The organism is Streptomyces phaeochromogenes (assembly GCF_001418655.1).
GTDB classification, from domain to species: Bacteria; Actinomycetota; Actinomycetes; order Streptomycetales; family Streptomycetaceae; genus Streptomyces; species Streptomyces phaeochromogenes.
The window spans coordinates 40,299-64,004 of the sequence record NZ_LIQZ01000111.1; the positions used below are offsets into that span (position 1 = coordinate 40,299).

21 protein-coding genes are annotated in these 23,706 nt (G+C 71.5%); 10 read left to right on the plus strand and 11 right to left on the minus strand.

The annotated features are described in order from the left end of the window. Positions 1-16: 16 nt before the first annotated feature. The 3 genes from AOK17_RS15940 (at position 17) to AOK17_RS15950 (ending at position 2,907) form a co-directional block, all read left to right on the plus strand. On the plus strand, positions 17-595 hold the full coding sequence (locus tag AOK17_RS15940) for a TetR/AcrR family transcriptional regulator (protein WP_055613141.1): 579 nt from the start codon (positions 17-19) through the stop codon (positions 593-595). 175 nt (positions 596-770) lie between these two features. Further along, positions 771-2,165, plus strand: coding sequence for a hypothetical protein (locus tag AOK17_RS15945; RefSeq protein WP_055613120.1), 1,395 nt, complete (start codon positions 771-773; stop codon positions 2,163-2,165). A gap of 16 nt (positions 2,166-2,181) precedes the next feature. Beyond that, positions 2,182-2,907, plus strand: coding sequence for a hypothetical protein (locus AOK17_RS15950; RefSeq protein WP_055613121.1), 726 nt, complete (start codon positions 2,182-2,184; stop codon positions 2,905-2,907). Positions 2,908-2,946: 39 nt separating this feature from the next. On the opposite strand, the gene AOK17_RS15955 is transcribed toward AOK17_RS15950, so the two are convergent. From AOK17_RS15955 to AOK17_RS50030, 3 genes are all read right to left on the minus strand, one after another. Continuing rightward, positions 2,947-3,369, minus strand: coding sequence for an NUDIX hydrolase (locus AOK17_RS15955; RefSeq protein ID WP_055613122.1), 423 nt, complete (start codon positions 3,367-3,369; stop codon positions 2,947-2,949). 70 nt (positions 3,370-3,439) lie between these two features. Beyond that, positions 3,440-4,270 carry an isocitrate lyase/PEP mutase family protein gene (locus AOK17_RS15960; protein ID WP_055613123.1) on the minus strand — a complete coding sequence of 277 codons (831 nt, stop codon included), beginning with the start codon at positions 4,268-4,270 and terminating at the stop codon, positions 3,440-3,442. Then, positions 4,267-4,689 (minus strand): DinB family protein, encoded by a 423-nt coding sequence (locus AOK17_RS50030; protein WP_055613142.1) that lies wholly within the window; start codon positions 4,687-4,689, stop codon positions 4,267-4,269. Before AOK17_RS50030 ends, AOK17_RS15960 begins: the two co-directional genes overlap by 4 nt. Positions 4,690-4,971: 282 nt before the next feature. On the opposite strand from AOK17_RS50030, the gene AOK17_RS15970 reads away from it, so the two are divergent. Then, positions 4,972-5,394 (plus strand): hypothetical protein, encoded by a 423-nt coding sequence (locus tag AOK17_RS15970; RefSeq protein ID WP_063997232.1) that lies wholly within the window; start codon positions 4,972-4,974, stop codon positions 5,392-5,394. 9 nt (positions 5,395-5,403) lie between these two features. On the opposite strand, the gene AOK17_RS15975 is transcribed toward AOK17_RS15970, so the two are convergent. From AOK17_RS15975 to AOK17_RS15990, 4 genes are all read right to left on the minus strand, one after another. After that, positions 5,404-7,149 carry a DUF2264 domain-containing protein gene (locus AOK17_RS15975; RefSeq protein ID WP_055613125.1) on the minus strand — a complete coding sequence of 582 codons (1,746 nt, stop codon included), beginning with the start codon at positions 7,147-7,149 and terminating at the stop codon, positions 5,404-5,406. An 87-nt stretch (positions 7,150-7,236) separates the two neighbouring features. Then, entirely contained in the window at positions 7,237-8,286 is a 1,050-nt protein-coding gene (locus tag AOK17_RS15980; RefSeq protein ID WP_055613126.1) for a rhamnogalacturonan acetylesterase, read from the minus strand. 36 nt (positions 8,287-8,322) lie between these two features. Next, the gene (locus AOK17_RS15985) at positions 8,323-9,735 is read right to left on the minus strand and encodes an RICIN domain-containing protein (protein ID WP_055613127.1); all 1,413 of its coding nucleotides are present in this window, start codon (positions 9,733-9,735) and stop codon (positions 8,323-8,325) included. A gap of 1 nt (position 9,736) precedes the next feature. Then, positions 9,737-10,834: a glycoside hydrolase family 43 protein gene (locus AOK17_RS15990; RefSeq protein WP_055613128.1), complete on the minus strand. Its 1,098-nt coding sequence runs from the start codon at positions 10,832-10,834 to the stop codon at positions 9,737-9,739. A gap of 269 nt (positions 10,835-11,103) precedes the next feature. Here AOK17_RS15990 and AOK17_RS15995 point away from each other — a divergent pair, with 269 nt between their 5' ends. Continuing rightward, positions 11,104-13,173 carry an autotransporter gene (locus AOK17_RS15995; RefSeq protein WP_245697178.1) on the plus strand — a complete coding sequence of 690 codons (2,070 nt, stop codon included), beginning with the start codon at positions 11,104-11,106 and terminating at the stop codon, positions 13,171-13,173. 43 nt (positions 13,174-13,216) lie between these two features. On the opposite strand, the gene AOK17_RS16000 is transcribed toward AOK17_RS15995, so the two are convergent. Further along, on the minus strand, positions 13,217-14,344 hold the full coding sequence (locus tag AOK17_RS16000) for a hypothetical protein (RefSeq protein ID WP_055613129.1): 1,128 nt from the start codon (positions 14,342-14,344) through the stop codon (positions 13,217-13,219). A 282-nt stretch (positions 14,345-14,626) separates the two neighbouring features. On the opposite strand from AOK17_RS16000, the gene thrS reads away from it, so the two are divergent. After that, positions 14,627-15,898, plus strand: a complete 1,272-nt coding sequence (thrS, locus tag AOK17_RS16005) for a threonine--tRNA ligase (RefSeq protein ID WP_055613144.1) — start codon at positions 14,627-14,629, stop codon at positions 15,896-15,898. Between the two features lie 54 nt (positions 15,899-15,952). Here thrS and AOK17_RS16010 read toward each other — a convergent pair whose 3' ends face one another. Together AOK17_RS16010 and AOK17_RS16015 are read right to left on the minus strand one after the other, a co-directional pair. Beyond that, positions 15,953-17,059 carry a sensor histidine kinase gene (locus AOK17_RS16010; RefSeq protein ID WP_206190767.1) on the minus strand — a complete coding sequence of 369 codons (1,107 nt, stop codon included), beginning with the start codon at positions 17,057-17,059 and terminating at the stop codon, positions 15,953-15,955. Continuing rightward, positions 17,052-17,771: a response regulator transcription factor gene (locus tag AOK17_RS16015; RefSeq protein WP_055613131.1), complete on the minus strand. Its 720-nt coding sequence runs from the start codon at positions 17,769-17,771 to the stop codon at positions 17,052-17,054. Before AOK17_RS16015 ends, AOK17_RS16010 begins: the two co-directional genes overlap by 8 nt. A 122-nt stretch (positions 17,772-17,893) precedes the next feature. On the opposite strand from AOK17_RS16015, the gene AOK17_RS16020 reads away from it, so the two are divergent. From AOK17_RS16020 to AOK17_RS16030, 3 genes are all read left to right on the plus strand, one after another. Beyond that, on the plus strand, positions 17,894-19,066 hold the full coding sequence (locus AOK17_RS16020; protein WP_079053049.1) for an endonuclease/exonuclease/phosphatase family protein: 1,173 nt from the start codon (positions 17,894-17,896) through the stop codon (positions 19,064-19,066). Positions 19,067-19,155: 89 nt separating this feature from the next. After that, positions 19,156-19,851, plus strand: coding sequence for a hypothetical protein (locus AOK17_RS16025; RefSeq protein WP_055613132.1), 696 nt, complete (start codon positions 19,156-19,158; stop codon positions 19,849-19,851). A 91-nt stretch (positions 19,852-19,942) separates the two neighbouring features. Next, on the plus strand, positions 19,943-20,620 hold the full coding sequence (locus AOK17_RS16030) for a ThuA domain-containing protein (protein ID WP_055613133.1): 678 nt from the start codon (positions 19,943-19,945) through the stop codon (positions 20,618-20,620). Positions 20,621-20,682: 62 nt separating this feature from the next. Here the strand turns inward: AOK17_RS16030 and AOK17_RS16035 are convergent, their stop codons facing one another. Continuing rightward, positions 20,683-22,260 carry a carboxylesterase/lipase family protein gene (locus tag AOK17_RS16035; protein WP_206190768.1) on the minus strand — a complete coding sequence of 526 codons (1,578 nt, stop codon included), beginning with the start codon at positions 22,258-22,260 and terminating at the stop codon, positions 20,683-20,685. 358 nt (positions 22,261-22,618) lie between these two features. On the opposite strand from AOK17_RS16035, the gene AOK17_RS16040 reads away from it, so the two are divergent. Beyond that, positions 22,619-23,650 (plus strand): LacI family DNA-binding transcriptional regulator, encoded by a 1,032-nt coding sequence (locus AOK17_RS16040; protein ID WP_055613134.1) that lies wholly within the window; start codon positions 22,619-22,621, stop codon positions 23,648-23,650. The last annotated feature ends 56 nt before the right edge of the window (positions 23,651-23,706 follow it).

Genomic DNA, 23,706 nt, shown 5'->3' on the forward strand with positions numbered 1-23,706 from the left:
TAGGAGATGGTTGATGATGGCCCGTGCCGGGATCACGGCCGACCGGCTCGTCGAGGCCGCCGCCGATCTCGCGGACGAGGTCGGCTTCGAGAGCGTCACGCTGTCCGCGCTGGCCCGCCGGTTCGGTGTGAAGGACGCGAGCCTGTACTCGCACGTCAAGAGCCTGCACGACCTGCGCACCCGGGTCGCGCTCCTCGCGGGCGGCGAGATGATCGACCGGATCTCCACGGCGGTGGCCGGACGGGCCGGCAAGGACGCCCTGGCCGCCTTCGCCGACGCCTACCGTGAGTACGCCCTGGAGCGGCCGGGCCGGTACGCGGCCACCCAGATCCGGATCGACCAGTCCCTCGTCGCCGCCTCCCCCGCCTTCGCCCGGACCGCCGAGGTCACGTACGGGATGCTCCGCGCGTACGGCCTCGACGAACCCGATCTCACCGACGCCGTACGCCTGTTGAGGAGCACCTTCCACGGCTACTGCGCCCTGGAGGCCTCCGGCGGCTTCGGCGCACCCCGTGACGTACAGACGTCCTGGAACCGGACGATCGACGCCCTGCATGTGCTGCTGGAGAACTGGCCGAAGGCAAGCACCCCGTAGCGGCGCGGGGCTGTGACATCTTTCGGCGCCGCCGAGTGGGCACGACCGGCCACGACGAACTCGCGCCTTTCACCCATGAGTTGCCCTTGAACTGCCCTACCCCAGGTGCCCCCCTGACCACTTAGACTGGAAACTTCGCCGGTTTCAGGTGCCGCCCTGGGGGAGGGAGCGCGCAGTGTCCCAACCGCAGCTCCGACGCGGCCCGTCCAGGCCGGATCCCGATCCGCATCTGCCCCATGGCCCGCGCCCCGCGCGAATAGTGCGCTGGCTGGGCGGCCTGGGCTGCGCGGCGGCCGGTTACGCGGTGTTCCAGTCCCTGGTCGGGGTGCTGCCGGGCAGTATCGACGGGGAGTCCGCGCGGTACGCGATCGCCGTGGTGAGCGGGCTCGCGACGGCCGTCGCGGCCTGGCTGTCGGCGGCACTGCTCCGGTCCCGGTACGCGGACTCGGACAACACCCCTGTATTGACTGGGCAGTTGACAGGAACCGCCTCCACTCCGGCGGGGCCGGGACCGCTCCCCGCGCTCTTCTCCGCCGCGTACGACACACTCGCCGAACAGGTCTGTGTGGTCGACGACCCGGTCCGCGGGCGGCTCACCGGATGGGCGCACTCCCTCGGCGAGAGCGGCCCCGGCCGGCCCACGTCTGTGGGTACCGCGTACGGCCTGCACATCATGCTCGACCTCGGGATGCCCGAGGGCCGGATCGGCGCGGGCGACCTGGTGGACACGCTGTGGCGGCTGCGGCTGCCCGACGGCGGCTGGTCGGCGCGCTCGCAGGGGTCCGAGCCCCGCCCGGAGGTGACCGCCCTGGTGCTGGGCGCGCTGGCCCGGGCGGGCGCCTCGCGGGAGCGGCTGGCGGCCGAGGTGACGGGCTGCGAGGCGGGCTTCACCCATGAACTGGACCGTACGGGGCGGGAGTTGACGCATGTCGTGACGACCGTGCTGCGCGGCCTGCTGCGTGCCGCGCCCGGTTCGGACGCGCTGCCGCTACTGCGGGACGCGCTGGTCGAGGGCGCGGTCACCGATCCGCGTCGCCAGCACCGGCGTTGCTGGGGCTACCGGCTCGCACCGTTCCACGGACCGCCGTCGCCGCTGCACACCGCACAGGCCGTGGTCGCCCTGGACCGTGCGGCCCGGGTGCTGGGCGGCGAGAGCGCCAACGGCCGCGCGGCCCGCGAGGACGGCGTGCGCTGGCTGCTGGCCTGTCCGGACGCCCCGCACGACGCCTGCCTGGATCTGGCCAACCTCCGCGAGGAGGTGCGCAGGCCCCGCAGCGACGACCCGTCGCGCCACGAGGTCCTGAACGTACGGCACTTCACCGCCTCCTGGGTCGTCCGCGCCCTGCTCACCCCCGGTGCCCGGGACATCGCGCGCGAGGACGGCCTTGAGGAGGAGTGGCGGGAGCGTCTGAACGGCGCGGCGAGCGCGGTGTGGGCGGGACAGACGGACGGCATATGGACGTGGGTCCGCGACGACACCAGCGAGCTGCGCCGCCCCATGTGGATGACCTATCAGGGCCTTTCGGCGCTGCGGGCGCATGCCGTATGGGTATACCAACCGAATGGCTGAGTCAGGAGAAGCGTGCATGGGTGGTCGGCAGGTCCTGGCGGCGCGGCGGCTGCTGGCCGAGGCACTGGACGGCGAACTGCCCGAGCATGAACGGGTGTTGGCGGCCCGCTCGGTCGTCGCCGAACTGGGCTCCCCCGACCGCCTGTTGGAGCTGACCGCCGAACTCGCCTCCGGCGAGGGCGATCCGGAGGGCTGCGCCCGGTACTCGTACCGCCATGTCCTCGGCTTCGACAAGCTCCTGCTCATCGACGGCGGCCCGCACCACATGCTGCGCGCCCATCTGTGGCACGCGGGGCGCGGGGCGATCGGCAAGGAGGACATCCACAACCACCGTTCCCCGCTTGCCTCCTATGTCGTACGGGGGCGGCTGGCGATGGAGCTGTACGCGCCCCGGGAGGGCGGTGGCATCGAGGCGGACCGCTACCGGGAGTCCCTGGCGGAGGAGTCGGCCGACTGGCTGCTGGAGCCGACGGGTCCGGCCCGGCTGCACCTCACGCAGGTCGCGGAGTACGCGGCGGGCAGCACCTACGCCCTGCCCGCGCACACCCTGCACCGGGCATGGTGCGACACGGCGGAGCCGACGGTGACGCTCTTCCTGGAGACGGGGAACGGGCGGCGGGAGCACACCGACGTCTTCACGGCGGCGGGGCCGCATCCGGGATCGGTGCCGAAGGTGCCGCTCGACGTGGCCGACTATCTGGCCGAACTCGACGCGCTGGCGGAGTTGCTCAGAAGCTCGTGAGGGTCAGACGCTCGCGAAGGTCACAGGGGCTCGGGAGGGTCAGAAGTCCGTGAGGGCCTGTAGGACGACGTCCAGGTTGTACGCGTCGATGTCGACGCTGTGCAGCTCGGCGGGGCTCAGCCAGACGTACTCCTGATCCGGCTTCTGGAGGGTGATGTGCCAGGAGAGGGGGCTGACCAGGAAGTTGTCCTGCCAGTTCTTGATCTCGTGCCCCTGGTACTCACTCACGAACGACGATTCGCCGACCTTACGGACGACCTCGCCGAGCAGGCCCGTCTCTTCCTTGAGCTCCCGCAGCACCCCGTCCTCGGGACTCTCGCCGGGCTCCAGCTTTCCGCAGGGAACGCCCCACACCAGGGGCAGGAACCGCTCGGTCTCACTGCGGCGCACCAACAGCACACGACCTTCGTGCATCACGACGGCAGCCGCCAGTCGTTTGTCGCCGGGGATCTCCATGTCCATGGTTCCTCGGTTCCTCGCCGGTCGGAGTCCACAGGGTTCTATACCCACGAAAACATCAACGCTACCAGGGTCACCCAAGGGTGTCCGGCCGTTGGGAGCCGGGCCGTACGAGCGCCTGCACCTCGTCGTACGTCGGCGCGGGCCCCTCGACGGACCGCCCCGCGCGGATCAGGGCCGCCGTCTCCACCGCCGCTCCCAGGGCCCTGCGGTAGAGGAGCGAGCCGAGGCTGATACGGCGTACGCCCAGGTCGGCTAGGGCGGGCACGGTCGGACCCGTGGGCGAGTAGAGGATGTTGAGGGGAACGTCCAGGGTCTTCAACAGGGCGGTGATCCGGGCCGGTTCGGAGAGGCCGGGGACGAACACGCCGTCGGCGCCCGCCTGTTGATAGGCGTCGAGACGGCGGCTCGTGTCGTGCATGTCACCGCCGTCATCGCTCATCCCATCGCCGTCGTCCCCGTCGCCCAGCCAGTGGGTGTCGGTCCGGGCGTTCACGAACAGGCCCGGTACGGCGGACTTCACCGCCGCGATCTTCGCCGCGTGGAGTTCGACGGGTGCCAGGGTGCCGTCGGGGCGGCCGTCCTCCAGGTTGATACCCGCGGCCCCGACGGCGGCCAGTTCGCGGGCCACCCCGGCGACCTGGTCCGGGTCGTCGCTGAAACCGCCCTCGGCGTCGACCGAGAGGAGGAACGGGCCGCTGCCCAGTGCCAGGGCCAGGTTCAGTGTCGCGTCACGGGTCGCCGCCGCCCCGTCGGGCAGTCCGACGGCCGCGGCCACTCCCAGGCTGGTCGTGCCGACCGCCGCGAAGCCCTGGGCGGCCAGCGCCGCCGCCGAGGCGTGGTCCCAGGCGTTGGGGAGCAGCAGCGGGGTGTCGGCGTGGTGGAGCGCGGCGAAGGCGGTCACCGCGTGCCGCCCAGGTCGCCCACGGCGTCGGCGTAGTACGTGGATCCGGTGAGGTGGAAGGCGAGTTGGCGGAAGGTCCAGCCCTCGCCGGGCGAGTGGTCGAGCTGTTCCTCGGTGAGCGCGGACAACCGGTTCGCCCACATCCGGGCCAGCCGGCCGAGCCTGCTGCGGGCCTCGTCCAGGTCCTCCTGGGTGAAGGGCGCGAGATCGGCCGGTGTGGTGGTCGCGGAGGCGTGCCAGTGGTCGGGCAGCGGGCGCTCGCCGACGAGCCGTGCCTCCAGTTCGGCGAGATGGTCGACCAGGTGGTCGGCGACCCGGCGGACGGCCTTGTGCGGGGTGTGGACACGGTCGTCGACGTGGGCGGGCGTCCCGTCCCAGACGGTCCAGGTCGCGGCCAGGGCGAGGACGTGGTCGACCATGGCGGTGAGGGCTTGGGCGGGGTCGCGGTCGTCGGTGGCCGGGACGTCGTCCCCGGAGGCCGCAGGTGCCGCGGCGTGTACTTCGCCGTGTGCTTCGGACGTGGTCATACGGCAACGCTAGGGGCGGAACGCTTCGGCACTCGCCGAACCGTCCCGGGCCTCCTGCCCAACAGTCCGGGTGCCCCTGGACGAGGCCACCCCGTCCGTGCAACCTCTGCCTGGGCTCGGTCGTCTCAACCAGCGCCAGGACCAGTGCGCGCGGCGAACGGGGAGGTCGGTGCCATGGCCGGCAGCGGGAAGCACGGTTTCGTCCGGAGCGTGCGCCGGTTCTTCTGGTTGCCCCGGGACATGCCACGCCGTCCGGCCGCCGCGCTGCCCCTGGTACGGGCGTGGCTGTTCGCGTTGGCTGTGGGGGCCCTCTTCGCGGTGTTCACTCCGGACGACGACGTCCTGACGCCGTCGATCATGACGGTGGTCGTCTGGGTGGGCACGCTCGACGACGTGGGCAAGGGTGTGCGGCACCGCTGGCCGGCCTTCCTGATCTCGGGAGCGGCCTGCTGGGGTCTCGCCCGGCTGCTGTCCACGATGGAGCCGGGTCTCGACGATTCCCACTGGGGCGAGTTCGCCGTCTTCGCTCCGGCGACGGCGGTGTTCGTGGCCATGTTCGTCGGGATCACACGGCTGCCGCAGAACCCACGCCTGTGATCCGCACGCTCAGGCACCCGGTCGGGTGGTCCTGACCGCGACCGCCCCGTCGTCCAGACGGGCCCGCACCTCGCGCCCACCGCTCCAGCGGACGTGGATCTCGTCCGTCCCGTCCACGACGGTCACGGTCACCGACTCCCCCAGCGGGACAGGCTCCGGCTCGGCGGTGAGACGGGCGAGCGCGACGAAGACGGTGTCCGCGGCGGCCGTGACACCGGTCAAGCCGTCGGTCGCGCTCAACAGGCCCTGGACGGCCAGGAGTTCGGCGCGCGCACCGCTCTCCCCCGCCGCCCATCCCGTGACCCGTACCGCCGTCCCCTCGGGCGCGCCCGACACCCGGAACGCCCGTACCTCCACCGCGCCCTCGGTCAGCACAAGGCTCGTGACGCGGGCACCGGAGGCCGTCGTGTGCCGGGAGGCCGCCCAGCCCTCGCCCACACCCAACGGCTCGATGCCGGTACGGCTCGGGTCGTCTCCGACGATCACGCTGTTGTCGTACGACGGTGAGGGCGTCGTCACCGTCGAGTACGCAAGGCGCGTGTAGTACGGGTCGTAGCGGACGTCCTCGCTGCCGTGGTTGTGGAGTCGGACCAGGCCGTCCGAACTCGTCGACTGGAGAAGCCAGTTGGGCGGGCCGACCGGGTGGGACTCGTCCGCCCGGTCCGTCGGCCGGGGCTCCTCGGTCGCCGTCCACACCTCGTGCTCCGGCGGGAGCAGCAGGCCGAGGAAGCCCTTGCTCGCCCAGTAGGGGGAGGCCGGGCCCGAATAGCCTTGCAGGACGGCCGAGTCGGGGCCGTGCCAGCCGAGGGTGAGCAGGCCGTTGTCGTCGACGGGTCCCCGGTCGAGGAAGTACTTCAGCGCGCCGGACGCCAGCCGCCGCGTCTCGCCCGGCGACAGGGGCGTACGGCCGGTGAGCGCGCCGAGCCAGAGCGGGGCGGTCGTCGCGAAGCGGTAGGTGAGTGAGCGGCCCTGGTGCATCGGCGCGCCGTCGCCGCCGAACAGGCGGGCGTAGTCGGCGAGATGGGCCGAGAGGCGGCCTCCGTAGAGGTCCAGCAGCCGTTCGTCGTCGGCCAGCCAGGCGTGCAGCACCGGGTACAGGTGCATGGCCCAGCCGTTGTAGTAGTCGAAGGCGCGCCCGTCGCCGTCGGTGTACCAGCCGTCGCCGACGTACCACTGGTCGATGCGGTCGAGGCCCCGGTCGATCGCGGCACGGGACAGCGTGGGCTCGTACCCGATGTCTTCCAGGAAGCCGCCGACCGTCACCGGGAACAACTCCCAGTTGCAGGGCCAGGGTTCGGCCGTCAGTGCGTCGCCGAGCCAGGCCGCGGCCCGCTGCCGTACGCCGTCGTCGAGGCGGTCCCAGAGCAGGGGCCGGGTGAGACGGAGTGCGAGGGCGATGGAGGCGGCCTCGACGAGGGGCTGGCTGCGGTCCTCGATGCGTGGCCAGACGCCGGCCGTTCCGGCGGCGAGGCCCTCGGCGTACCGCTCCAGGGCCTTCTCGTCGCGGCGGAAGGCCGCCAGCATCAGCGTACGGGCGTATCCCTCCAGGCCGTCGGAGAGGCGGCCCGACCAGCTCGTGTGCTCGCCGGGCAGGTGGTAGAGGGCGCGGTCCTCGGTCGCGTACGGCTCCACGGCCGCGAGCAGGGCGTCGGCCGTTGCCTCCCAGTGGGCGCGTGTGTAGCCGGTGTGCGGGCTGAGGGTGCGGTCCTCGGGGACTCCGGCGGGGCCTGCGGGGCTTGAGGGGCCTGCGGACATCGGTCGGGCTTCCTGCTCTCTCGCTCGGGTGGAACGGGCGGTACCTGGGACGCCCCGGTTCCGGACGGGACGCCCCAGGAGTCCAGCTCACCTCACCAGGCGCTCGGGCACCAGGTGTTGGGCAAGTAGTTCGTCGCGGACAAGTTCCGCGTACGCCGTCGCGCCGTACGCGGAGGTGTGCGTGTTGTCCCGTTTCTCGTTGTAGAGGTAGAGCGCCTTGGAGCCCTCGACACCCAGCGACTCGACCAGGGCCTTCGTCCTGGCCGTGAGGTCGATGAGCGGCACGTTGTGCGCTGCGGCGACCGAGCGGGTGACGGCCGGATGGTCGACGCCGAGGCCGTTCACCAGCAGGGCCGTGCCGTTGTTGAGGGTGCCGTCGCTGTTGAACCAGCGGCGGACGATCGGGGTGACCAGAACCGGTCGGCCACCCTTGTCCCGTACGCCCGCGACGAGCGTTTCGAGGTTCGCGCGGTACGTCGCCTCGTCGGTCTGCTTGTCGTTGTGGGCGAGCTGGACGAGGACGAGGTCACCCTTGCGGATCAGCGGCTGGACCGTCGCGAAGAGCCGCGGGTCGGCGAGGTAGGTGACCGTACTCTCCCCGGAATCAGCGTAGTTGGCGACCGAGACGCCCTTGCGGAGGTACTGCGGGAGTTGCTGGCCCCAGCCGGAGTAGGGGTCGCCCGGCTGGTCGCAGACCGTGGAGTCGCCGACCAGGAAGATCTGGCGGGTGTGCCGGGCCGCGGCCGGAGCGACCCGGATGTCGGCGAGCGCGGGCGCCGAGCCGCCGACGGCCAGGTCGAGACCGGGCGTGCCCTCGGCTCCGGTGGGTTCGCCCTCGGGCGTGCGGACGTTCACGGTGAAGGTGCGGGTCACCGGCTCGCCCGCACCGGTGGGCGTCTCGGCGAGCAGGGTGCGCCGCGTCTCTCCCGTGATGCCGGTGCTCGCCGCGGTGTCACCGCCGAGCCGGACGCGTACGTCGTAGGTGCCGGGCGCGACGTCGAAGTGGCATGCCGTCGCGGTGCAGTTCTCCATCCCCATACCCGCCCCCGTCCCGCGGCCGTGTGCCTGGGCCGGGACGGCGGACAGGGCCGTGGCGATGGTCAGCGTGGCCAGCAGGGTGATCGTCGTGCGTCTCAACGCGACTCCTCAATTCCCTCGTTCTCCTCGATTCCCTCAAGCCCCTCGGGTCCACTGCTGGTTGGTCGCCCCGCTGCACGTGTACGTGATGATCGCGGCGGAGTCGGCGGTGGACGCGCCGTTCACGTCCAGGCACTCGCCGCTCGCGCGGGAGGTGATGGTCACATAGGAGCCGCTGGTGGTGAGCGACCACTGCTGACTGGTCGCCGAGGAGCTGCAGTTCTCCTGGGTGACGGTGTTGGCGTTCTCCTGTACGCACAGGGAGCTGCCTCGGACGTTCAGCTGGTAGTAGCCGCTGCCGAGGGACTTGAACCAGTACTTCTGGTTGTTGCCGCCGTTGCAGGTGTACTGCTTGATCTGGGCGCCCGCCCACAGCGACTGGCTGGTCACGTCGGCGCACTTGGCGGAGTGGCGGGCGATCAGTGTGTTGTAGGTGGCGCTGGTTCCGGTGACGGTCCCGGCGGTCGTGTCGACGGTGACCTCCGGGGACCAGGACATGGACATCGTCGTCGAGCTCGGGAAGGTCAACGGCAGCCACACGTAACGGGAGTCGTTGACCGTGCCGCCGAACGCGTTGCCCCAGCGGTCGCCCATGTAGAGGTACGAGGTGCCCGAACTCCCCTGTACGGGAAGGACGTACGCGGTCTGCGAGCCGTAGGTCGTCGAGTCGCCGACGTTCGCCATCGCCGTCCAGGGGCCCGCGATCGAGGTCGCCGTGGCGTACTGCTGCTGGTTGGGGTTCCAGCCCGTGGCGCCCGAAGTCAGCATGAAGTAGACGCCGTTGCGCTTGAAGAGGGCCGGTGCCTCGCGGTGCCCGCCGTGCCAGGGGTCCGCGACCAGGCTCGCGATGCCCGTGTAGTCGGCGGTCAGGCGGTAGATCTGGAGGTCGTAGTTCTCACGGGCCGCGGAGATCATGTATCCGGCGCCGTCGGTGTCCACGAACACCGTGATGTCACGGGACATGTGCGTGCCGAGCGGCCGGAAGCTGCCCTGCCAGGTGTAGTTGCCGTCCACGGTGTCCGACACGGCGACCGCCGCGCGGGCCTCGCCGTAGTCGACGCCGTTCTCCTTGTGCATCCACATCACGAACTTGCCGGTGGACGCGTTGTACATGACCTTCGGCCGCTCGATGTTCGCGGTCTCCAGTTCCGGATCGCTCGCCTCGGTGAGGACGTGGTTGCGGAACTCCCAGTTCTTCAGGTCCGTCGAGCGGTAGGCGTCCACGTACCGGAACGTGTTGTCGGTGTTCCGGTTCTCGCCGAACCAGTAGTAGTACGAGCCGACCTTGATGACCCCGCCGCCGTGTGCGTGCAGGGGGTTGCCGCTCGTGTCGGTGAACTGCGTGCCGTTGGTGACGGTCTGGGGCGCCGCCTGGGCCGGACCGGCCGTGACGAGTGCGCCGGCCAGCGCCAGACAGAAGGCCAGGAGTACCGCGTACGCACGTCTCATCTCAGACACTCTCCTTCGAGGTGTCGGCCACGGGGATGCCGAAGTCGGGGGTGCCGTCGGACTTCCAGCCGAGCCGTTGAATGCGGGTGTGCCGGTTGGGGTCGTTCAGCGGGTCGCCGACGATGTCCCTGTACTGGCGGGCGTGGTAGACGAGGACGTCGGTGCGGCCGTCCTCGGCGACGGTGAAGCTGTTGTGGCCCGGGCCGTACTGCTTGGTGGTGTCGTTGCTCGCGAAGACGGGGGTCGGCGACTTGGACCAGTTCGCGGGGTCCATGAGGTCGCTGCGGGCGCCGGCGGTCAGCAGGCCCATGCAGTAGTTGAAGTCGGTGGCGCTCGCCGAGTACGACATGAAGACACGGCCGTTGCGCTTGATGACCGACGGCCCTTCGTTGACCTTGTAGCCGATCACCTCCCAGGGCAACTCCGGTGTCGTGAGCCGTACTTGAGGACCCTTCAGGGACCAGGGGGTCGCCATCTCGGACAGCCAGACCGCGGTGTTGTTGTCCATGCCGGGCTCGTGCTGCGCCCAGGCGAGATAGCGCGTGCCCCGGTGGGTGAACGTGGTGGCGTCGAGGGAGAAGGTCTCCCAGGCCGTCTTCAACTGGCCCTTCTCGACCCACTCCCCGCGGAAGGGGTCACGGCTCGCGTTCTCCAGCACCCAGATACGGATGGCCCAGATGTCGTTCGCGGGCGCGGCGGCGAAGTAGATGTACCACTTGCCGTCGATGTGGTGGATCTCCGGCGCCCAGATGTGCGCACCCATGTCACCGCTCGCGTGCTTCGTCCAGATCACGGACTCGGCGGCCCCGGCCAGCCCGCGCAGGGTCCGGGAGCGGCGCAGGATGATCCGGTCGTACTCGGGGGCCGTGGCCGTGAAGTAGTAGTGGCCGTCGGCGTGTCGGTTGATGTGCGGGTCGGCGCGGTTGCGGACGAGCGGGTTGACGTACCGGCCGCCCGGTCCGGCCCCGTCGGCGGCGGCCTCGGCTGCTGCGGCCTCGACCCCGGGTACGGCCGTGAGGGCGCCCGCGGCCAAGGCGCCCTTCAGGAGAAGTCTGCGGCTGGGGACTTCGGACGGGCCGACTTCGTCATTGCGGCTCATGCGTGTGCCCCTCCACGCTCATGTTCACAATTTCGAACAACATCTGACATTAAGAAACGCCGAAACCGTAAGGGCGCGTTCCGGGGAGGTCAACGGTTCGGGAGAGAACCGGGGAGCGAAACTTTTGCGACCGAAGTTTCTGTTATCGGCCCCGGGCCACGCCCGTCTCCACGGACGTGAACAAGAACATCCGCGTACAGGCGGCAGGGATTCGCGTACGGGCGGCGGGAGTCGGCGGGGCGCTCGCCGTCGTCGTCGCGACAGGAGTCATGGCACCGGGCGCGGTCGCGGCGCCCGCCGGGGCGAAGGACGTCACGGCGGCGGTGCTCGCCGACCGGGACGTGACGCTGAGCGGCGACACCGTGGTGACCGTGCCGGCCGGGGAGACCACGTACGACGGGGTGTTCCGGGGCGAGGGCACGCTCACCGTGCGCGGTTCCGGCACCCTGGTCCTCACCAAGGACAGCGACTTCACGCTGCCCGAGTCCCGGCAGCGGCAGCGGGTCGCCACCCAGGGCGGCAACCACCCGTACACCACCGTGAGCAACCCGGACCCGCCCGCGATCACCGTCGAGCGCGGGGCGACCCTCCAGTACGGCACGGGCGGCGGCACGGGTCTGATCGGGCACTTCCCGTACAACACCCCCGGCTACCAGCTGAATCAGCTCAACGTCAGGGTCGACGGAACCCTGCGGCTCTCCCTCGTGCGGACCTTCAACCTCGGCACGATCAGCGGTTCGGGGCTGGTCAGCCAGCCGCGGTTCATGTGGGGCAAGCTCGACATCGCGGGCACGCACCCGTTCACCGGGGTGATCGACAACGGCACCGCGATGGACGCGGGCAAGTCCGAGTACCCGGTGTCCCTGCCGAACGCCCGCGCCATCCTCAACCAGGGCACCTGGACCGTCGACACCCCGCTCGGCCGGACGGTCACCCTGCGGCAGAACTTCTACCAGCGGGAGTACGGCAGCGACATCAACGTCCAGTCGCGGCCCGGCAGCAAGGTCGTACTCACCGGCCAGTACAGCTGGTCGAACCAGGGCGGCGACACCAACCCCTCGCTCAGCGACCCGGCGCTCAACTGGCGGCCGGCGACGAAGAACGTCAACAAGCGCGGCACCAACATCAAGGGTGCCAATGTCCAGTGGGGCGACGGGACCACCAACAAGATCTTCATGCCGGGGACGGCCGAGACCGTCTACATCAACCTGCTTGCCGCCAGGGCCCGTTCACTGCTCACCTTCGACTACAACGGGCCCGTGACGCTCGGCGCGCCCATCGGCGGCGGCCGGTTCCACGACACGCTGTCCGCGCCCGGTGCCGGCGACGTCGTCATCAAGGGGACCAAGGGCAACAACGTCACCTTCGCCGCCGTCCAGTACTACGACGGCTCGACGACCGTCCAGAGGGGCGCGGTCCTGCGGCTGGGCAGCGGGAAGGCGGGCGGCGACGGCGGGCTGTACACCAAGGGCGACCTCTACAAGGTGGTCAACGACGGCTCGCTGGTGCTCCGCAACACCTCCAAGCCGCTGGTTCTGTCCCGGATCGGCGGCGGCGGCTCCCTCACACAGTCGGGTGCGGCCACGACCACGCTGACGGGCACGGCGGTGACGTACACCGGGACGACGACCGTCACGAAGGGCACGCTCGCGCTCGACGGGACAGGCCTGGCCCGCAGCAGGGCGATCCGCCTCACGGCCTCCGGCGCACGGCTCGACGTCCGCAAGGCACCCGGCGCGGCCCTGAACCTGACCACCGCCCTGTCCGGCAAGGGCACGGTCGTCGGCTCGGTGACGAGTACGGGCAAGGTCTCGGGCGGGGTGACGGTGACCGGGGACTACAGGCAGCGGCCAGGTGGTCAACTCGTCGTAGGGGGCGGGGCGTTGAAGGTCCGGGGCAAGGTGGCGCTGGCGGGCAGGCTGGACGCCCGCTCGGGTTCGGAGACCAAGACGGAGACGAAGACTGGGACGGTCACCCTGATCGACCACGCCGGCAAGGCGAAGACGACCGGCACGTTCACCGGGCTGAAGGAAGGCGCCGCGGTCGAGGTCGGCAAGACCAGGTACCGGATCAGCTACCGGGGCGGCGACGGCAACGACGTCGTACTGAACGCTGCCACCACCGCGAGCCCGTCCGCGACCGCCCGCCCCGCCGCGGAGTCGGCCGTGCCGAAGGCCGCGCGTACGCAGAACGCGGCCGACGAGAGCCCCATACCGCGTGCGTGGTGGCTGGTCGCCGCCGCGCTGGGGCTGCTGGCCACGCTGATGATCCCGGTGACCAGGCGTCGGCGGGGGCGCGGAAGGGACGGGCAGGGCGGGCGGCACGCGTCGGCGCGGTGATCCTCGGTGAGGGGGCACTCGGCCCTCGCTCAAGCGGTAAGGCTCAGCGGGGGAAACCCAGGTCGTCCGCGAGCCGCCGCGCCTCGTCCGCCCAGTCCGCCAGGAACGCCAGCACCACTCCGCGTTCCCGGTAGCGGCGCTCGGCCTCGACGGTACGGCCGCCGCCGTAGTCGAGCTGCCGCTCGTCGCTCGCGCGGGACAGCATCAGGGCGGTGAGCCAGTCGTACTTGACGGCGGAGGCGCACACGCCGAGGCGGACGAGACGCTCGTCGCCCTGCCAGCCGCCCGCGCGCAGGCCGCGTACGTAGGCCTCGTACACGGCGGTCGCCAGCTCGGGGAGCCGGGCGGCGGGCAGGAACAGGTCGAAGACCGTGTCGGGGATGTAGTTGCCGATGTCCTCGCCGAGCGCGCCGTCACCGGCGAACGCCCAGTCCAGCAGGACGCTTTCGCCGTGGTGCGAGACGAGGTTGGCGGGCCACTGGTCGAGGTGGCTGAAGACCCGGGGCAGCGACTCCATGGTCCGCAGGAACCACTCGCGTTCGTGGTGCAGCCGCACCATCCGCTCACGCAGTCCGTCGGGGAAGTGGTCGCGTACGAGCGGCTGTTGCCATGCCGTGTCGTCGTCGAGCAGCTCCCGGCCCACCGTCTGGCCCGAGGTGTAGTCCCGCAGGAAGCGGCGGCTGAGCCAGGGCCGGTCGAGGACCACGCCGTCCGCCAGTGCCCTGCCGTGGGCCGCGCCCAACCGCTCGGCGTGCCGGGCGTGCCGCGCGACCGGCCATGCCGTGGCGGGCTCGCCGTCGCGTACGTCCTCCAGCCACAACGCCACGTCTCCGTCGGGCCGTTCGACGGAGGCCAGCAGGTCGGGCGCGGTGATGCCCCACGGCTGCCAGACCCGGGCGACCCCCTCCTCGTACACATGGGCCTCGCGCCGCCAGAAGTTCCAGTGGCGCGGGTCCTCCGAGGCCGCCCAGGTCTCGGTGGTGTCCTTGGCGCGGGTCAGCACCTTGAGGACGGCGGAGCGCCCGCCGGCGGTGACGCGCCAGACACCGCCGGTCACTCCGTTCCTGGGGTTGTGCGTGAGGGGCCTGAACTCGGCCTGCCCGGGCGGGAGTTGGAAGACCTCGCGGACCTCGTCGGCGAGCTGCGGGGTGAGCGGTGCGGCGGCACTCATGCGGTGATCCTAGAAGGCCGTGCGGGCCGGGGCCGGGAGGACGGCACCCGGCGGCCGGGAGGACGCGCCCCGGCCGGCGCGCGGTGAAAAACCCCGCGCGCACTCCCCCGGCCCCTTGCTACCGTCCCCCTCATGAAGCGCGCCCATATGACGACGACGCCGGAGAGTGTCCCGGCGCGCTGACTCATGAGCCAGTCCGAAGCCCCGGGGCGAGTGCCCCGGGGCTTCGGCGTTCCCGGTCACTCGCCCGGACATCTTCCCGTCCACGAGGAGACCACCACCATGAACGACAACATCACCGACAGCGGCCCCGGCCAGGACCACGGCAACCGTCACGACCACCGCAGACTCGGCCGTGAGCTGGACCTGTTCGACACCGATCCGCTGATCGGGGCGGGGCTGCCGTACTGGCTGCCCGACGGCGCGACCGTGCGGCACACCCTGGAGGAGTACATCCGCGGCGAGGAGCGGCGGGCCGGCTACCGGCACGTGTACTCGCCGGTGCTCGGCAAGCGCGAGCTGTACGAGATCTCGGGGCACTGGTCGCACTACAGCGAGGACATGTTCCCGCCGATGGAGCTGGGCTCGGAGCAGGTCGTGCTGCGCCCGAGCCTGTGTCCCCACCACGCGGTGATCTACCGCTCCCGCCCCCACAGCTACCGTGAACTCCCGCTCAGAATGGCCGAGTTGGGCGGCATGTACCGCTCCGAGCTGTCCGGCGTACTCGGCGGCCTCACCCGCGTACGGGCGATCCAGCTCAACGACGCGCACATCTTCTGCACCCTGGACCAGGTGGCCGACGAGGCCGGGGCGGCGCTGGAGATGATCCGCCGGGCGTACGAGGCACTCGGGATCGACCCGGTCCGGTACCGGCTCTCCCTGCCGGGCCCGGGCGGCAAATACGTCGCCGCGCCCGAGCTGTGGCAACGGTCCACCGCGCTGCTGACCGAGGTCCTGGACCGCTCGGGGCTGCCGTACGAGGCGGCCGAGGGTGAGGCCGCGTTCTACGGTCCGAAGATCGACGTCCAGGTCGCCGACGGCGCGGGCCGGGAGTCCACCCTGTCCACCGTGCAGGTCGACTTCCACCAGCCCGAGCGGTTCGGCCTGCACTACATCGGCGCGGACGGCGGCAAGCACCGGCCGGTCATGGTCCATCGCAGCATCATCGGCAGCGTGGAGCGTGCCGTGGCGCACCTCGTCGAGCAGCACGGCGGCGCCTTCCCGCCCTGGCTCGCCCCGACCCAGCTGGTGATCCTGCCGATCTCGGACGCGGAACTCCCGAACGCCGCCTCCCTCGCCCGGCGCTGCGCCGAACGGGGGCTGCGGGCCGAGGTCGCCGGACCGGAGAGCGGCAGCCTGGGCGCCCGCATCCGGGAGTCCCGTCTGGTCCCGTACCAGGCCGTGATCGGCGCGAAGGAGGCCGTGGACGACCGGGTGGCACTCCGGCTGCGCGACGGCCGCCGCCTCGAACCGCGACCGGCCGAGGAGGTCGTCGACCGGGTCGCGGCACTGACCGGGGCGCACAGCACCGAACTGTGGGACGGGTCGGCCTGAGCAGAGCCTTCTCGGCCTGAGCAGAGCCCTCTCGGCCTGAGGAGAGCCCTTGGGTCAGCTCAGGCCGGGGGTCGTGGCCGGTAGTTCCACCGCGATGCGGATCCCGCCGTCGGGGCGCGGGGTGAGGGTGAGTGTTCCGTCGTGGGCGTGGGTGATGGTCTTGACGATGGCCAGGCCGAGGCCGACGCCCGCGTGGTCGGTGTGTACGCGCTCGGTGCCGCGCTGGAATCGTTCGGTGAGTGTCGAGGCCTGCTGCGGGGTGAGCTTCTCGCCGGTGTTCTCGACGGTGAGCACCACGGTGTCGGGGCGGGCGCTCGTGTCGACCCATACCGTGCCCTGTTCGGGCAGGTTGTGGACGATCGCGTTGTGCACGAGGTTCGTGGTCAGCTGCAGCAGGAGCGCGTGCGATCCGAGGGTGGGCGTGATGTCGCCGGAGGTTTCGAAGGTGACGCCACGCTTCTCGGCGAGGGGAAGGAGTGTCTCGACGGCTTCTTCCGCCAGGAGGGACAGGTCGACGTGTTCCCGGGTGAAGGACCGCTGGTCGGCGTGGCTGAGCAGGAGCAGCGCCTCGGTGAGGTCGATCGCCCGGGTGTTGACGGCGTGGAGGCGGTCGATGACCTCGCCGGTGTCCTGGTTCGGATCGGCGCGCGCCACGTCGAGCAGGGCCTTCGAGACCGCCAGCGGGGTGCGCAGCTCGTGAGAGGCGTTGGCGGCGAATCTCTGCTGTTCGGCGACGTGCGCTTCGAGCCGGGCGAGCATCGCGTCGAAGGCGTCGGCGAGTTCGCGGAACTCGTCCTTGCGGCCCGGCAGCCGGATCCGGTGGGAGAGCGATCCGTTCGTGGCGGTACGGGTGGCGTCCGTGATGCGGGTCAGCGGTGCGAGCATGCGGCCGGCGAGGATCCACCCGCCCACGAGGCCGAACACCAACAGGAACGCCAGTACCGCGGCCGCCCTCGGAGCGAAGACGTCCAGGAGGACGGACCGGATGGGAAAAACACCGTCGGGCCTGTCGTCGGGGTTTATGAGCATCGCCCGATCGGGGACGTAGCGCAGGAGGAACACCCACACCGCCGCGAGCAGCAGGACGCCGGCGATCATGAGGAATCCGGCGTAGCTGAGGGTGAGCTTGAGGCGAACGCTCATGCCGGGCCGCCTATCCACGGTCCGTTCCCCCGTGTCCGGACCTGTCTCCGGCCCGGTGCCCGGCCTCCGGTTGCGCGTCGATGCGGTAGCCGACTCCCGGCACGGTGGCGATGATCCAGGGTTCGCCGAGACGCTTGCGCAGGGCCGAGACGGTGATGCGCACGGCGTTGGTGAACGGGTCGGCGTTCTCGTCCCACGCGCGTTCCAGGAGTTCTTCGGCGCTGACGGTGCCGCCTTCGGCCGCGACGAGGACTTCGAGCACGGCGAACTGCTTCCGGGTCAGCGCGACGTAGCGGTCGTCGCGGTAGACCTCTCTGCGGAACGGGTCCAGGCGCAGACCCGCGATCTCCAGCACGGGCGGCCTGTTGTGGGCGCGTCTGCGGTCGAGTGCTCTGAGCCTGAGCGCGAGTTCCCGGAGTTCGAAAGGTTTCGTGAGGTAGTCGTCGGCGCCGAGTTCGAACCCGGAGGCCTTGTCGTCGAGCCGGTCGGCGGCGGTGAGCATGAGGATCGGCATGCCACTGCCGGAGGCGACGATGCGTTTGGCGATCTCGTCGCCGGAGGGGCCGGGGATGTCGCGGTCGAGGACGGCGATGTCGTACGTGTTGATGCTCAGCAGTTCCAGAGCGGTGTCGCCGTCGCCCGCGAGGTCGGCCGCGATCGCTTCCAGGCGCAGACCGTCGCGGATGGCTTCCGCCAGAAAGGGCTCGTCCTCGACGATCAGCACACGCATACGCCCGATGCTACGAGCCGACGCATATCGCCGACATATCGAAAACCGCATACGTGCCCGCAACACCACGCGGCCTTGACTGGGGGCATGTCCCGCAGCGAACCAGCAGGAGCCTCCACGCGATGACGACCACCCCCCAGCAGGACACTAAGCAACCCGTGGCCGCCGACGCGCGGGACACGGCGGCGGCCGGTCAGGGAGGCGCCGGCCGCCGGGATGACGACTCCCGGGATGGCGGCTCCCGGGGTGGTGACCACCGGGATGGCGGCTCCGGTGCCTGGCGCACGGGCATCCGGCGGGCGGTCCGCGCCGTCTCCCGCCCTGAGCCCTGGAAGCGCGGCCCGGTGCTCGCGGCGCTCGCGCTGCTCCTCGGCCTGCTCATGCTGCTGCACGCGCGGATCCCGGACGGGCTGAAGAACGTCGGCAGCCTGGTGGAGACGTTCCTGCCGTGGTTCGGCGTGTTCGTCCCGGTGCTGCTGGCCGGAGCGCTGTGGCGCCGCTCGGCCTCCACCCTGGTCGCGCTGCTGCTGCCGGTCACGGTGTGGCTGAACCTCTTCGGCGGCGTGCTCAGCGACAAGTCCCACCCGGGCGGTGACCTCACCGTGGTCAGCCACAACGTCGGCGCCGGCAACCCCGACCCGACCGGCACCGCCCGCGACCTGGCCGCCTCCGGAGCGGACGTGGTGGCGCTGGAGGAGCTGACCGGGCAGGCCCGGGGCGCGTACGAGAAGGGGCTGGCGAAGGCGTACCCGTACCACACGGTCAAGGGCACGGTCGGGCTGTGGAGCAAGCGCCCGCTGTCGGACACCCGGACCGTCGACGTCGCGATGCTGGGCATGGCCGGGCCGCTGGCGCGGAACCTGTCGGCCGAGGAGAAGGCGGCCACGCCCCGGGCGCTGCGCACCACGGTGGCCACGGACCAGGGGCCGCTCGCGGTGTACGTGGCCCACTTGGGCTCCGTACGCGTCAACCCCAGGGCGGGCCTGTCGACGAACCAGCGGGACGACGGCGCGGAGAAGCTCGGCAAGGCCGTCGCGGCCGAGCAGAACGAGCGGGTGGTGCTGCTCGGCGACCTGAACGGCACGACGGACGACCGCGCGTTCGCAGGCCTCACCTCACAGCTGCGCTCGGCCCAGGAGACGGCCGGGGACGGCTTCGGCTTCAGCTGGCCGGCGGGGTTCCCGGTCGTACGGATCGACCAGATCCTGGTCCGCGGCGTGGAACCGCAGAGCTCATGGGTACTGCCGGCCACCGGCAGCGACCACCTGCCGGTGGCGGCCAGGATCAGCTGGTGAGCACCGCGTACCCCTCCAACTCCACCTGAGCCCGTACGACAGCCGCCAATCGCACCGGAGGGGAACACCCGTGCGGCAGGATGGCTCCCATGATTCGTGCCGTGCGTGCCGTACGTGTCCTGCCGCTGCTGCTCCTGCCCCTGCTGCTCGTTTCCTGCGGTACGGAGGAGGCGGGGGCCGGGGCCGACACTGGCACCACGGCCGATACCGACACGGGCACGGCAGGTGCCGACAAGGGCACAGGCAGCTCGGCCGATCCCGCCGAACTCGCCGCCCGTGCCGGGGCCTTGGGGATCGCGCCGGAGTTCGTCTACGTCACCGAGGCGCCGGGGTTCGCGGTGGCCCAGCAGTCGGTGGGGGTGTTCGGGGGCGACGGGTTCCATGCCGCGTACTTCTCCCAGAAGACCCACGCCCAGTTCGAACTCTTCGTGGACCGGGGCACGTTGACCGCGGAGAACTGCCCCAAGACGCAACTGGGGCAGGGGTCGGGCGAGTCGGTCGCCTGTGAGCGCGACGGGGACGCCTGGTACCGGAAGGCCGGTGGCCAGCACGAGTACGCCCTGCCCCGCGACGGCCATGTGATCCGGCTCGTCGGTGACGCGAACCGGCTGGACCGCGCCGTTCTGCGCGAGGCCGCGGAAGCGACCCACCACCCGGACGCCGCCGAACTGACCGCCCTCCTGCCACCGGCGCCCGAGGGCACCGCCACCGAGCCGGTCGAGCGCGGGGATCTGCCGCCGGTCGGCGACGGCGCGCCCAACAACGAGGTGGGCGCGTCGGGTTGAGCGACGGGCCCGCCGGACCGAAAATTTCGGACTCCCTCCTGCTCCCCCGGCCCTCCGACCCGCGCTCCGGCGCGCCATAGAGTCGGGTCCCATGGCAGCGCAGCACCGCGAACCCCGAATACTCGTCCACACCCGCACCACGGACTACCGCCACGAGTCGATACCCGACGGCATCGCCGCCGTACGGTCGCTCGGGGCCGCGCACGGCTTCACCGTCCACGCGACGGAGGCCCCCGACTTCTTCGACGCCCCCGTCGACCCGTACGCGGCCGTCGTCTTCCTCTCCACCAGCGGCGACATCCTGACACCGGCCGGCCGTGAGCACCTCGCCGCGTACGTCGAGGCGGGCGGCGGCTTCGTCGGGGTGCACGCGGCGGCCTGTACGGAGTACGACTGGCCCTACTACGGCGAGTTGCTCGGGGCCAGGTTCGCGCGGCACCCCGAACACCAGCCGGGCAAGGCGGTGGTGGAGGACCGGGATCACCCCGCGACCCGGCATCTGCCCGCCGTCTGGGAGTTCACCGACGAGTGGTACGACTTCCGCACGAACCCGCGAGGTTCGGTGCGCGTGCTCGTCTCCGCCGACGAATCCTCGTACGACGGAGGCGGCATGGGGGACGACCATCCGCTCGTGTGGTGCCGCGAGCAGGGGGCGGGCCGGGTCTTCTACACAGCCCTCGGCCACGCCTCTGAGGCCTACGAGGACCCGGACTTCCGGCAGCACCTGCTCGGCGGAATCGGCTGGGCGGGGCGAATCCCCACTCTGTGAGAGGCGGACCGGGACGGGCTCGGCGACGAGCGGACGGAGACCGGAGGGCGCCCCCTCGAACGTCACCCCCGCCGCACACCTCCCGGCCTCCGAAGCCGCCGCACGACCGACAACGGCACCGCACCCGGCTTGTGCGTCTTCTGCGTCTTCTGACCGGCAGGATCGGCCGCGACCTCCGAGGCGGCGAACTCGGCCTCCCACAGGGCGAGTTCGCGATCCCGAGGCCCGTGCACGACCGCGGGCTCCCCCGCCCCGAAGACCCGTACCGGATGCGTGTCGTCCCACACCGGCCACCCCGGATCCCCCTCGACGGCGAACCGCACCCACGCCGAGTGCATCTCGTCGGCGAGAGCCTGCGGGGCCCCGGGCCCGGCGAGCTTCGCGGCCTCGGGCACGTCGGCGGTGTCGAAGACGAAGCCGAGCTCCAGGGCGTGGCAGGCGCCGAGGCCGGGGACGTTGGAGGGCCAGGCGAACTCGTAGACGTACGAGGGTGCGGGGTGGGCGTCCGCCAGGCGGTGCAGCGGGACTCGGAGCAGATGGTCGGTGACCAGCTGGCCCACCAGGTCGGCGGTGCTCGCGTCGGGATGGGCCAGCCGGTAGCCGCGCGGGACCTCGGGGCCGCAGCGGCAGCGGGCCATCGCGCCGGCCAGGGCGACCGGGCCCAGCCGGTCGATGCGCTCCAGGAGGCCGGTGGGCGCGAGCCACAGCCGGTACTCCTCGCTGGTCCAGCCCAGCAGCAGGTCGACGTCCCGGGCCGCGTCGCCGTCGAGCAGCGCCTCCAGCGGGTCGCGCGGCACGAGGTCGCCGTCGACGACGATCCCGAACGCGGGGCCCCCGAGGACCGGGCTGGCACGGCGGCCGACCTCGGCCTGTGCCTCGGCCAGGGCCGCCCGGTCGACGGCGGCGAACGCCTCGGCGGTCGCGGGGATCTTCAGCCGGGTGGCCATACGCCGTACCAGGCGCCGCACCTTGTCCCGTTCCGTCACCTCGGGCGGGCCGCTCTGCAGCGCGGCCCGCCGGAACAGACCCTGGGCGTACGGGCTGGCCAGCAGCGCGCCGATGCTGATCGCGCCTGCGGACTCGCCGAAGACGGTCACCCGGTCCGGATCGCCGCCGAACTCGGCGATCGCGTCCCGCACCCACTCCAGCGCGGCGAGCTGGTCACGCAGGCCCGGGTTGGCGGGGGCGTCCGGGAAGAGGCCGTAACCCTCAACGCCCAGGCGGTAGTTGAGGGAGACGAACACCAGGCCGTCGCGGGCGAAGGACCGGCCGTCGTACACCGGCACCGCCGACGAGCCGCGGGTGAGCGCCCCGCCGTGGATCCACACCATGACGGGCAGGCGGGCGCCGGGGCCCGGCTCGGGCGTCCACACGTTGAGGTTGAGGATGTCGTCGCCCGGCACGACCGGGTCGGCGAGCAGCTTCGCGAAGGCCTCGGAGTACGGCGGCTTGGGCGGCGTCGGCCCGAACGCGCCCGCGTCGCGCACGCCGTCCCACGGCTCGGGCGGGACGGGTGGCCGGAAGCGGCGGGGGCCGAAGGGAGGGGCGGCGTAGGGGATGCCTCGGAACACGGCGAGGCCGTTCTCGTAACGGCCTCGGACGGCACCGTAGGGGGTGCTGACCACGGGACCCTCGGCCATTCGACCATCTCCTCACCTGAGCGGGAACGACAGGGTCTGCCCCCTCAGCGCATCACACAACCCCTGTGTCACGCAGCCCAAGAACGGCCCGGGGAAGTTCAGGGCGGCCCCCGGAAGGGCGAAATCCGCCGTCCTGCGGCCCGTCCGGCGGCCCGTCCGGCGGTCCGTCCGGCAGGCGGGGCGACACGGCCGACCCGCCCCGGACCTGCGTGTTCGACATTTCGAAAGTTTCGGCTCCGCGAGATTCCGTTGAATACCGGCTCTTCCACGGCGTGTCACCGCGGCCTTACTGTAGGAAGCGCTTTCTACCCGAAACTTTCGACGGCCCTCGGGACGGGGCCTGGAGAGGTGGGCTTCCATGGTGCGTACCGGAAGCGTGGCCGGGCCGACCCTCGCGGTCGTGGCACGCGAGGCGGGCGTTTCCGTACCGACGGCCTCCAAGGTCGTCAACGGCCGGGAGGACGTGGCGCCGGAGACCCGCCGCCGGGTGACGGAGGCGCTCGACCGGCTCGGCTATGTCCGCAGACCCCGGTTCGACGCGGTGAAGTCGCCCGGTCTGGTCGACCTCGTCGTCCACTCGCTGGAGAACTCCTGGTCGGGCTCGATCCTGCACGGCGTGGAGGAGGCGGCGCACGACGCGGGCCTTGAGGTGGTGGTCTCGGCGGGCCTGACCCGGACCCGGGGCGGCCGGCCGGAGCGCGGCTGGCTGGACAAGCTGTCCACGCGCGGCTCCTCCGGGGTGCTGTTCAACCTCTCCGAGCTGACCGCGTCCCAGTACGCCTGGCTGGACCAGCACCGCATCCCGTTCGTGCTGATCGACCCGGTGCTGGAGCCACCGCCCGGGGTCGTCTCGGTGGGCGCGGCCAACTGGCACGGAGGGGTGACCGCCACCGAGCATCTGTTCTCCCTCGGCCACGAACGCATCGCCGTCATCGCCGGCTACCGCCGCAAGATGTGCAGCACCGCGCGCGTCGCCGGCTACCGCTCGGCGCTCGCGGCGGCCGGACTGCGCCACCGCCCCGAGTACCTGCGCTACGGCAACTTCGACGAGAGCGCGGCGCACCGGCGGATGCTGGAGCTCCTCGATCTGCCGGAGCCGCCCACCGCTGTCTTCGTCTGCTCGGACCGCATGGCTCTGGGCGCGTACCGGGCGCTGGCCGAGCGGGGGCTCTCCGTCCCGGACGACGTCAGCGTGGTCGGTTTCGACGATCTGCCCGAGGCCCACTGGGCCTCACCGGCCCTGACGACCGTCCGCCAGCCGCTCGCCGAGATGGCGGCGACGGCGATGCGCCTGCTGGTACGGATGATGGCGGGCGAGCAGCCGGAGGGGACGCGTACGGAGTTGTCCACGCGGCTGGTGGTACGGGCGAGCACGGCAGCACCCCGCTGACCCGACCGGGTGCGGGCGAGCACGGCACCCCACCGGCCCGCCCCGCCCTCACGGCC

What these genes read in the sequence shown, in the direction of transcription:
- AOK17_RS15975 (WP_055613125.1), bottom strand. Translation starts at nt 7,149, where the DNA reads ATGTCCGCAGGCCCCTCAAGCCCCGCAGGCCCCGCCGGAGTCCCCGAG.
- AOK17_RS16015 (WP_055613131.1), bottom strand. Translation starts at nt 17,771, where the DNA reads ATGCGTGTGCTGATCGTCGAGGACGAGCCCTTTCTGGCGGAAGCCATC.
- AOK17_RS15950 (WP_055613121.1), top strand. Translation starts at nt 2,182, where the DNA reads ATGGGTGGTCGGCAGGTCCTGGCGGCGCGGCGGCTGCTGGCCGAGGCA.
- AOK17_RS15970 (WP_063997232.1), top strand. Translation starts at nt 4,972, where the DNA reads ATGGCCGGCAGCGGGAAGCACGGTTTCGTCCGGAGCGTGCGCCGGTTC.
- AOK17_RS16025 (WP_055613132.1), top strand. Translation starts at nt 19,156, where the DNA reads ATGATTCGTGCCGTGCGTGCCGTACGTGTCCTGCCGCTGCTGCTCCTG.
- AOK17_RS16030 (WP_055613133.1), top strand. Translation starts at nt 19,943, where the DNA reads ATGGCAGCGCAGCACCGCGAACCCCGAATACTCGTCCACACCCGCACC.
- AOK17_RS15985 (WP_055613127.1), bottom strand. Translation starts at nt 9,735, where the DNA reads ATGAGACGTGCGTACGCGGTACTCCTGGCCTTCTGTCTGGCGCTGGCC.
- AOK17_RS15955 (WP_055613122.1), bottom strand. Translation starts at nt 3,369, where the DNA reads ATGGACATGGAGATCCCCGGCGACAAACGACTGGCGGCTGCCGTCGTG.
- AOK17_RS15990 (WP_055613128.1), bottom strand. Translation starts at nt 10,834, where the DNA reads ATGAGCCGCAATGACGAAGTCGGCCCGTCCGAAGTCCCCAGCCGCAGA.
- AOK17_RS16020 (WP_079053049.1), top strand. Translation starts at nt 17,894, where the DNA reads ATGACGACCACCCCCCAGCAGGACACTAAGCAACCCGTGGCCGCCGAC.
- AOK17_RS50030 (WP_055613142.1), bottom strand. Translation starts at nt 4,689, where the DNA reads ATGGTCGACCACGTCCTCGCCCTGGCCGCGACCTGGACCGTCTGGGAC.
- AOK17_RS15940 (WP_055613141.1), top strand. Translation starts at nt 17, where the DNA reads ATGGCCCGTGCCGGGATCACGGCCGACCGGCTCGTCGAGGCCGCCGCC.
- AOK17_RS16000 (WP_055613129.1), bottom strand. Translation starts at nt 14,344, where the DNA reads ATGAGTGCCGCCGCACCGCTCACCCCGCAGCTCGCCGACGAGGTCCGC.
- AOK17_RS15995 (WP_245697178.1), top strand. Translation starts at nt 11,104, where the DNA reads ATGGCACCGGGCGCGGTCGCGGCGCCCGCCGGGGCGAAGGACGTCACG.
- AOK17_RS16035 (WP_206190768.1), bottom strand. Translation starts at nt 22,260, where the DNA reads ATGGCCGAGGGTCCCGTGGTCAGCACCCCCTACGGTGCCGTCCGAGGC.
- AOK17_RS16040 (WP_055613134.1), top strand. Translation starts at nt 22,619, where the DNA reads ATGGTGCGTACCGGAAGCGTGGCCGGGCCGACCCTCGCGGTCGTGGCA.
- thrS (WP_055613144.1), top strand. Translation starts at nt 14,627, where the DNA reads ATGAACGACAACATCACCGACAGCGGCCCCGGCCAGGACCACGGCAAC.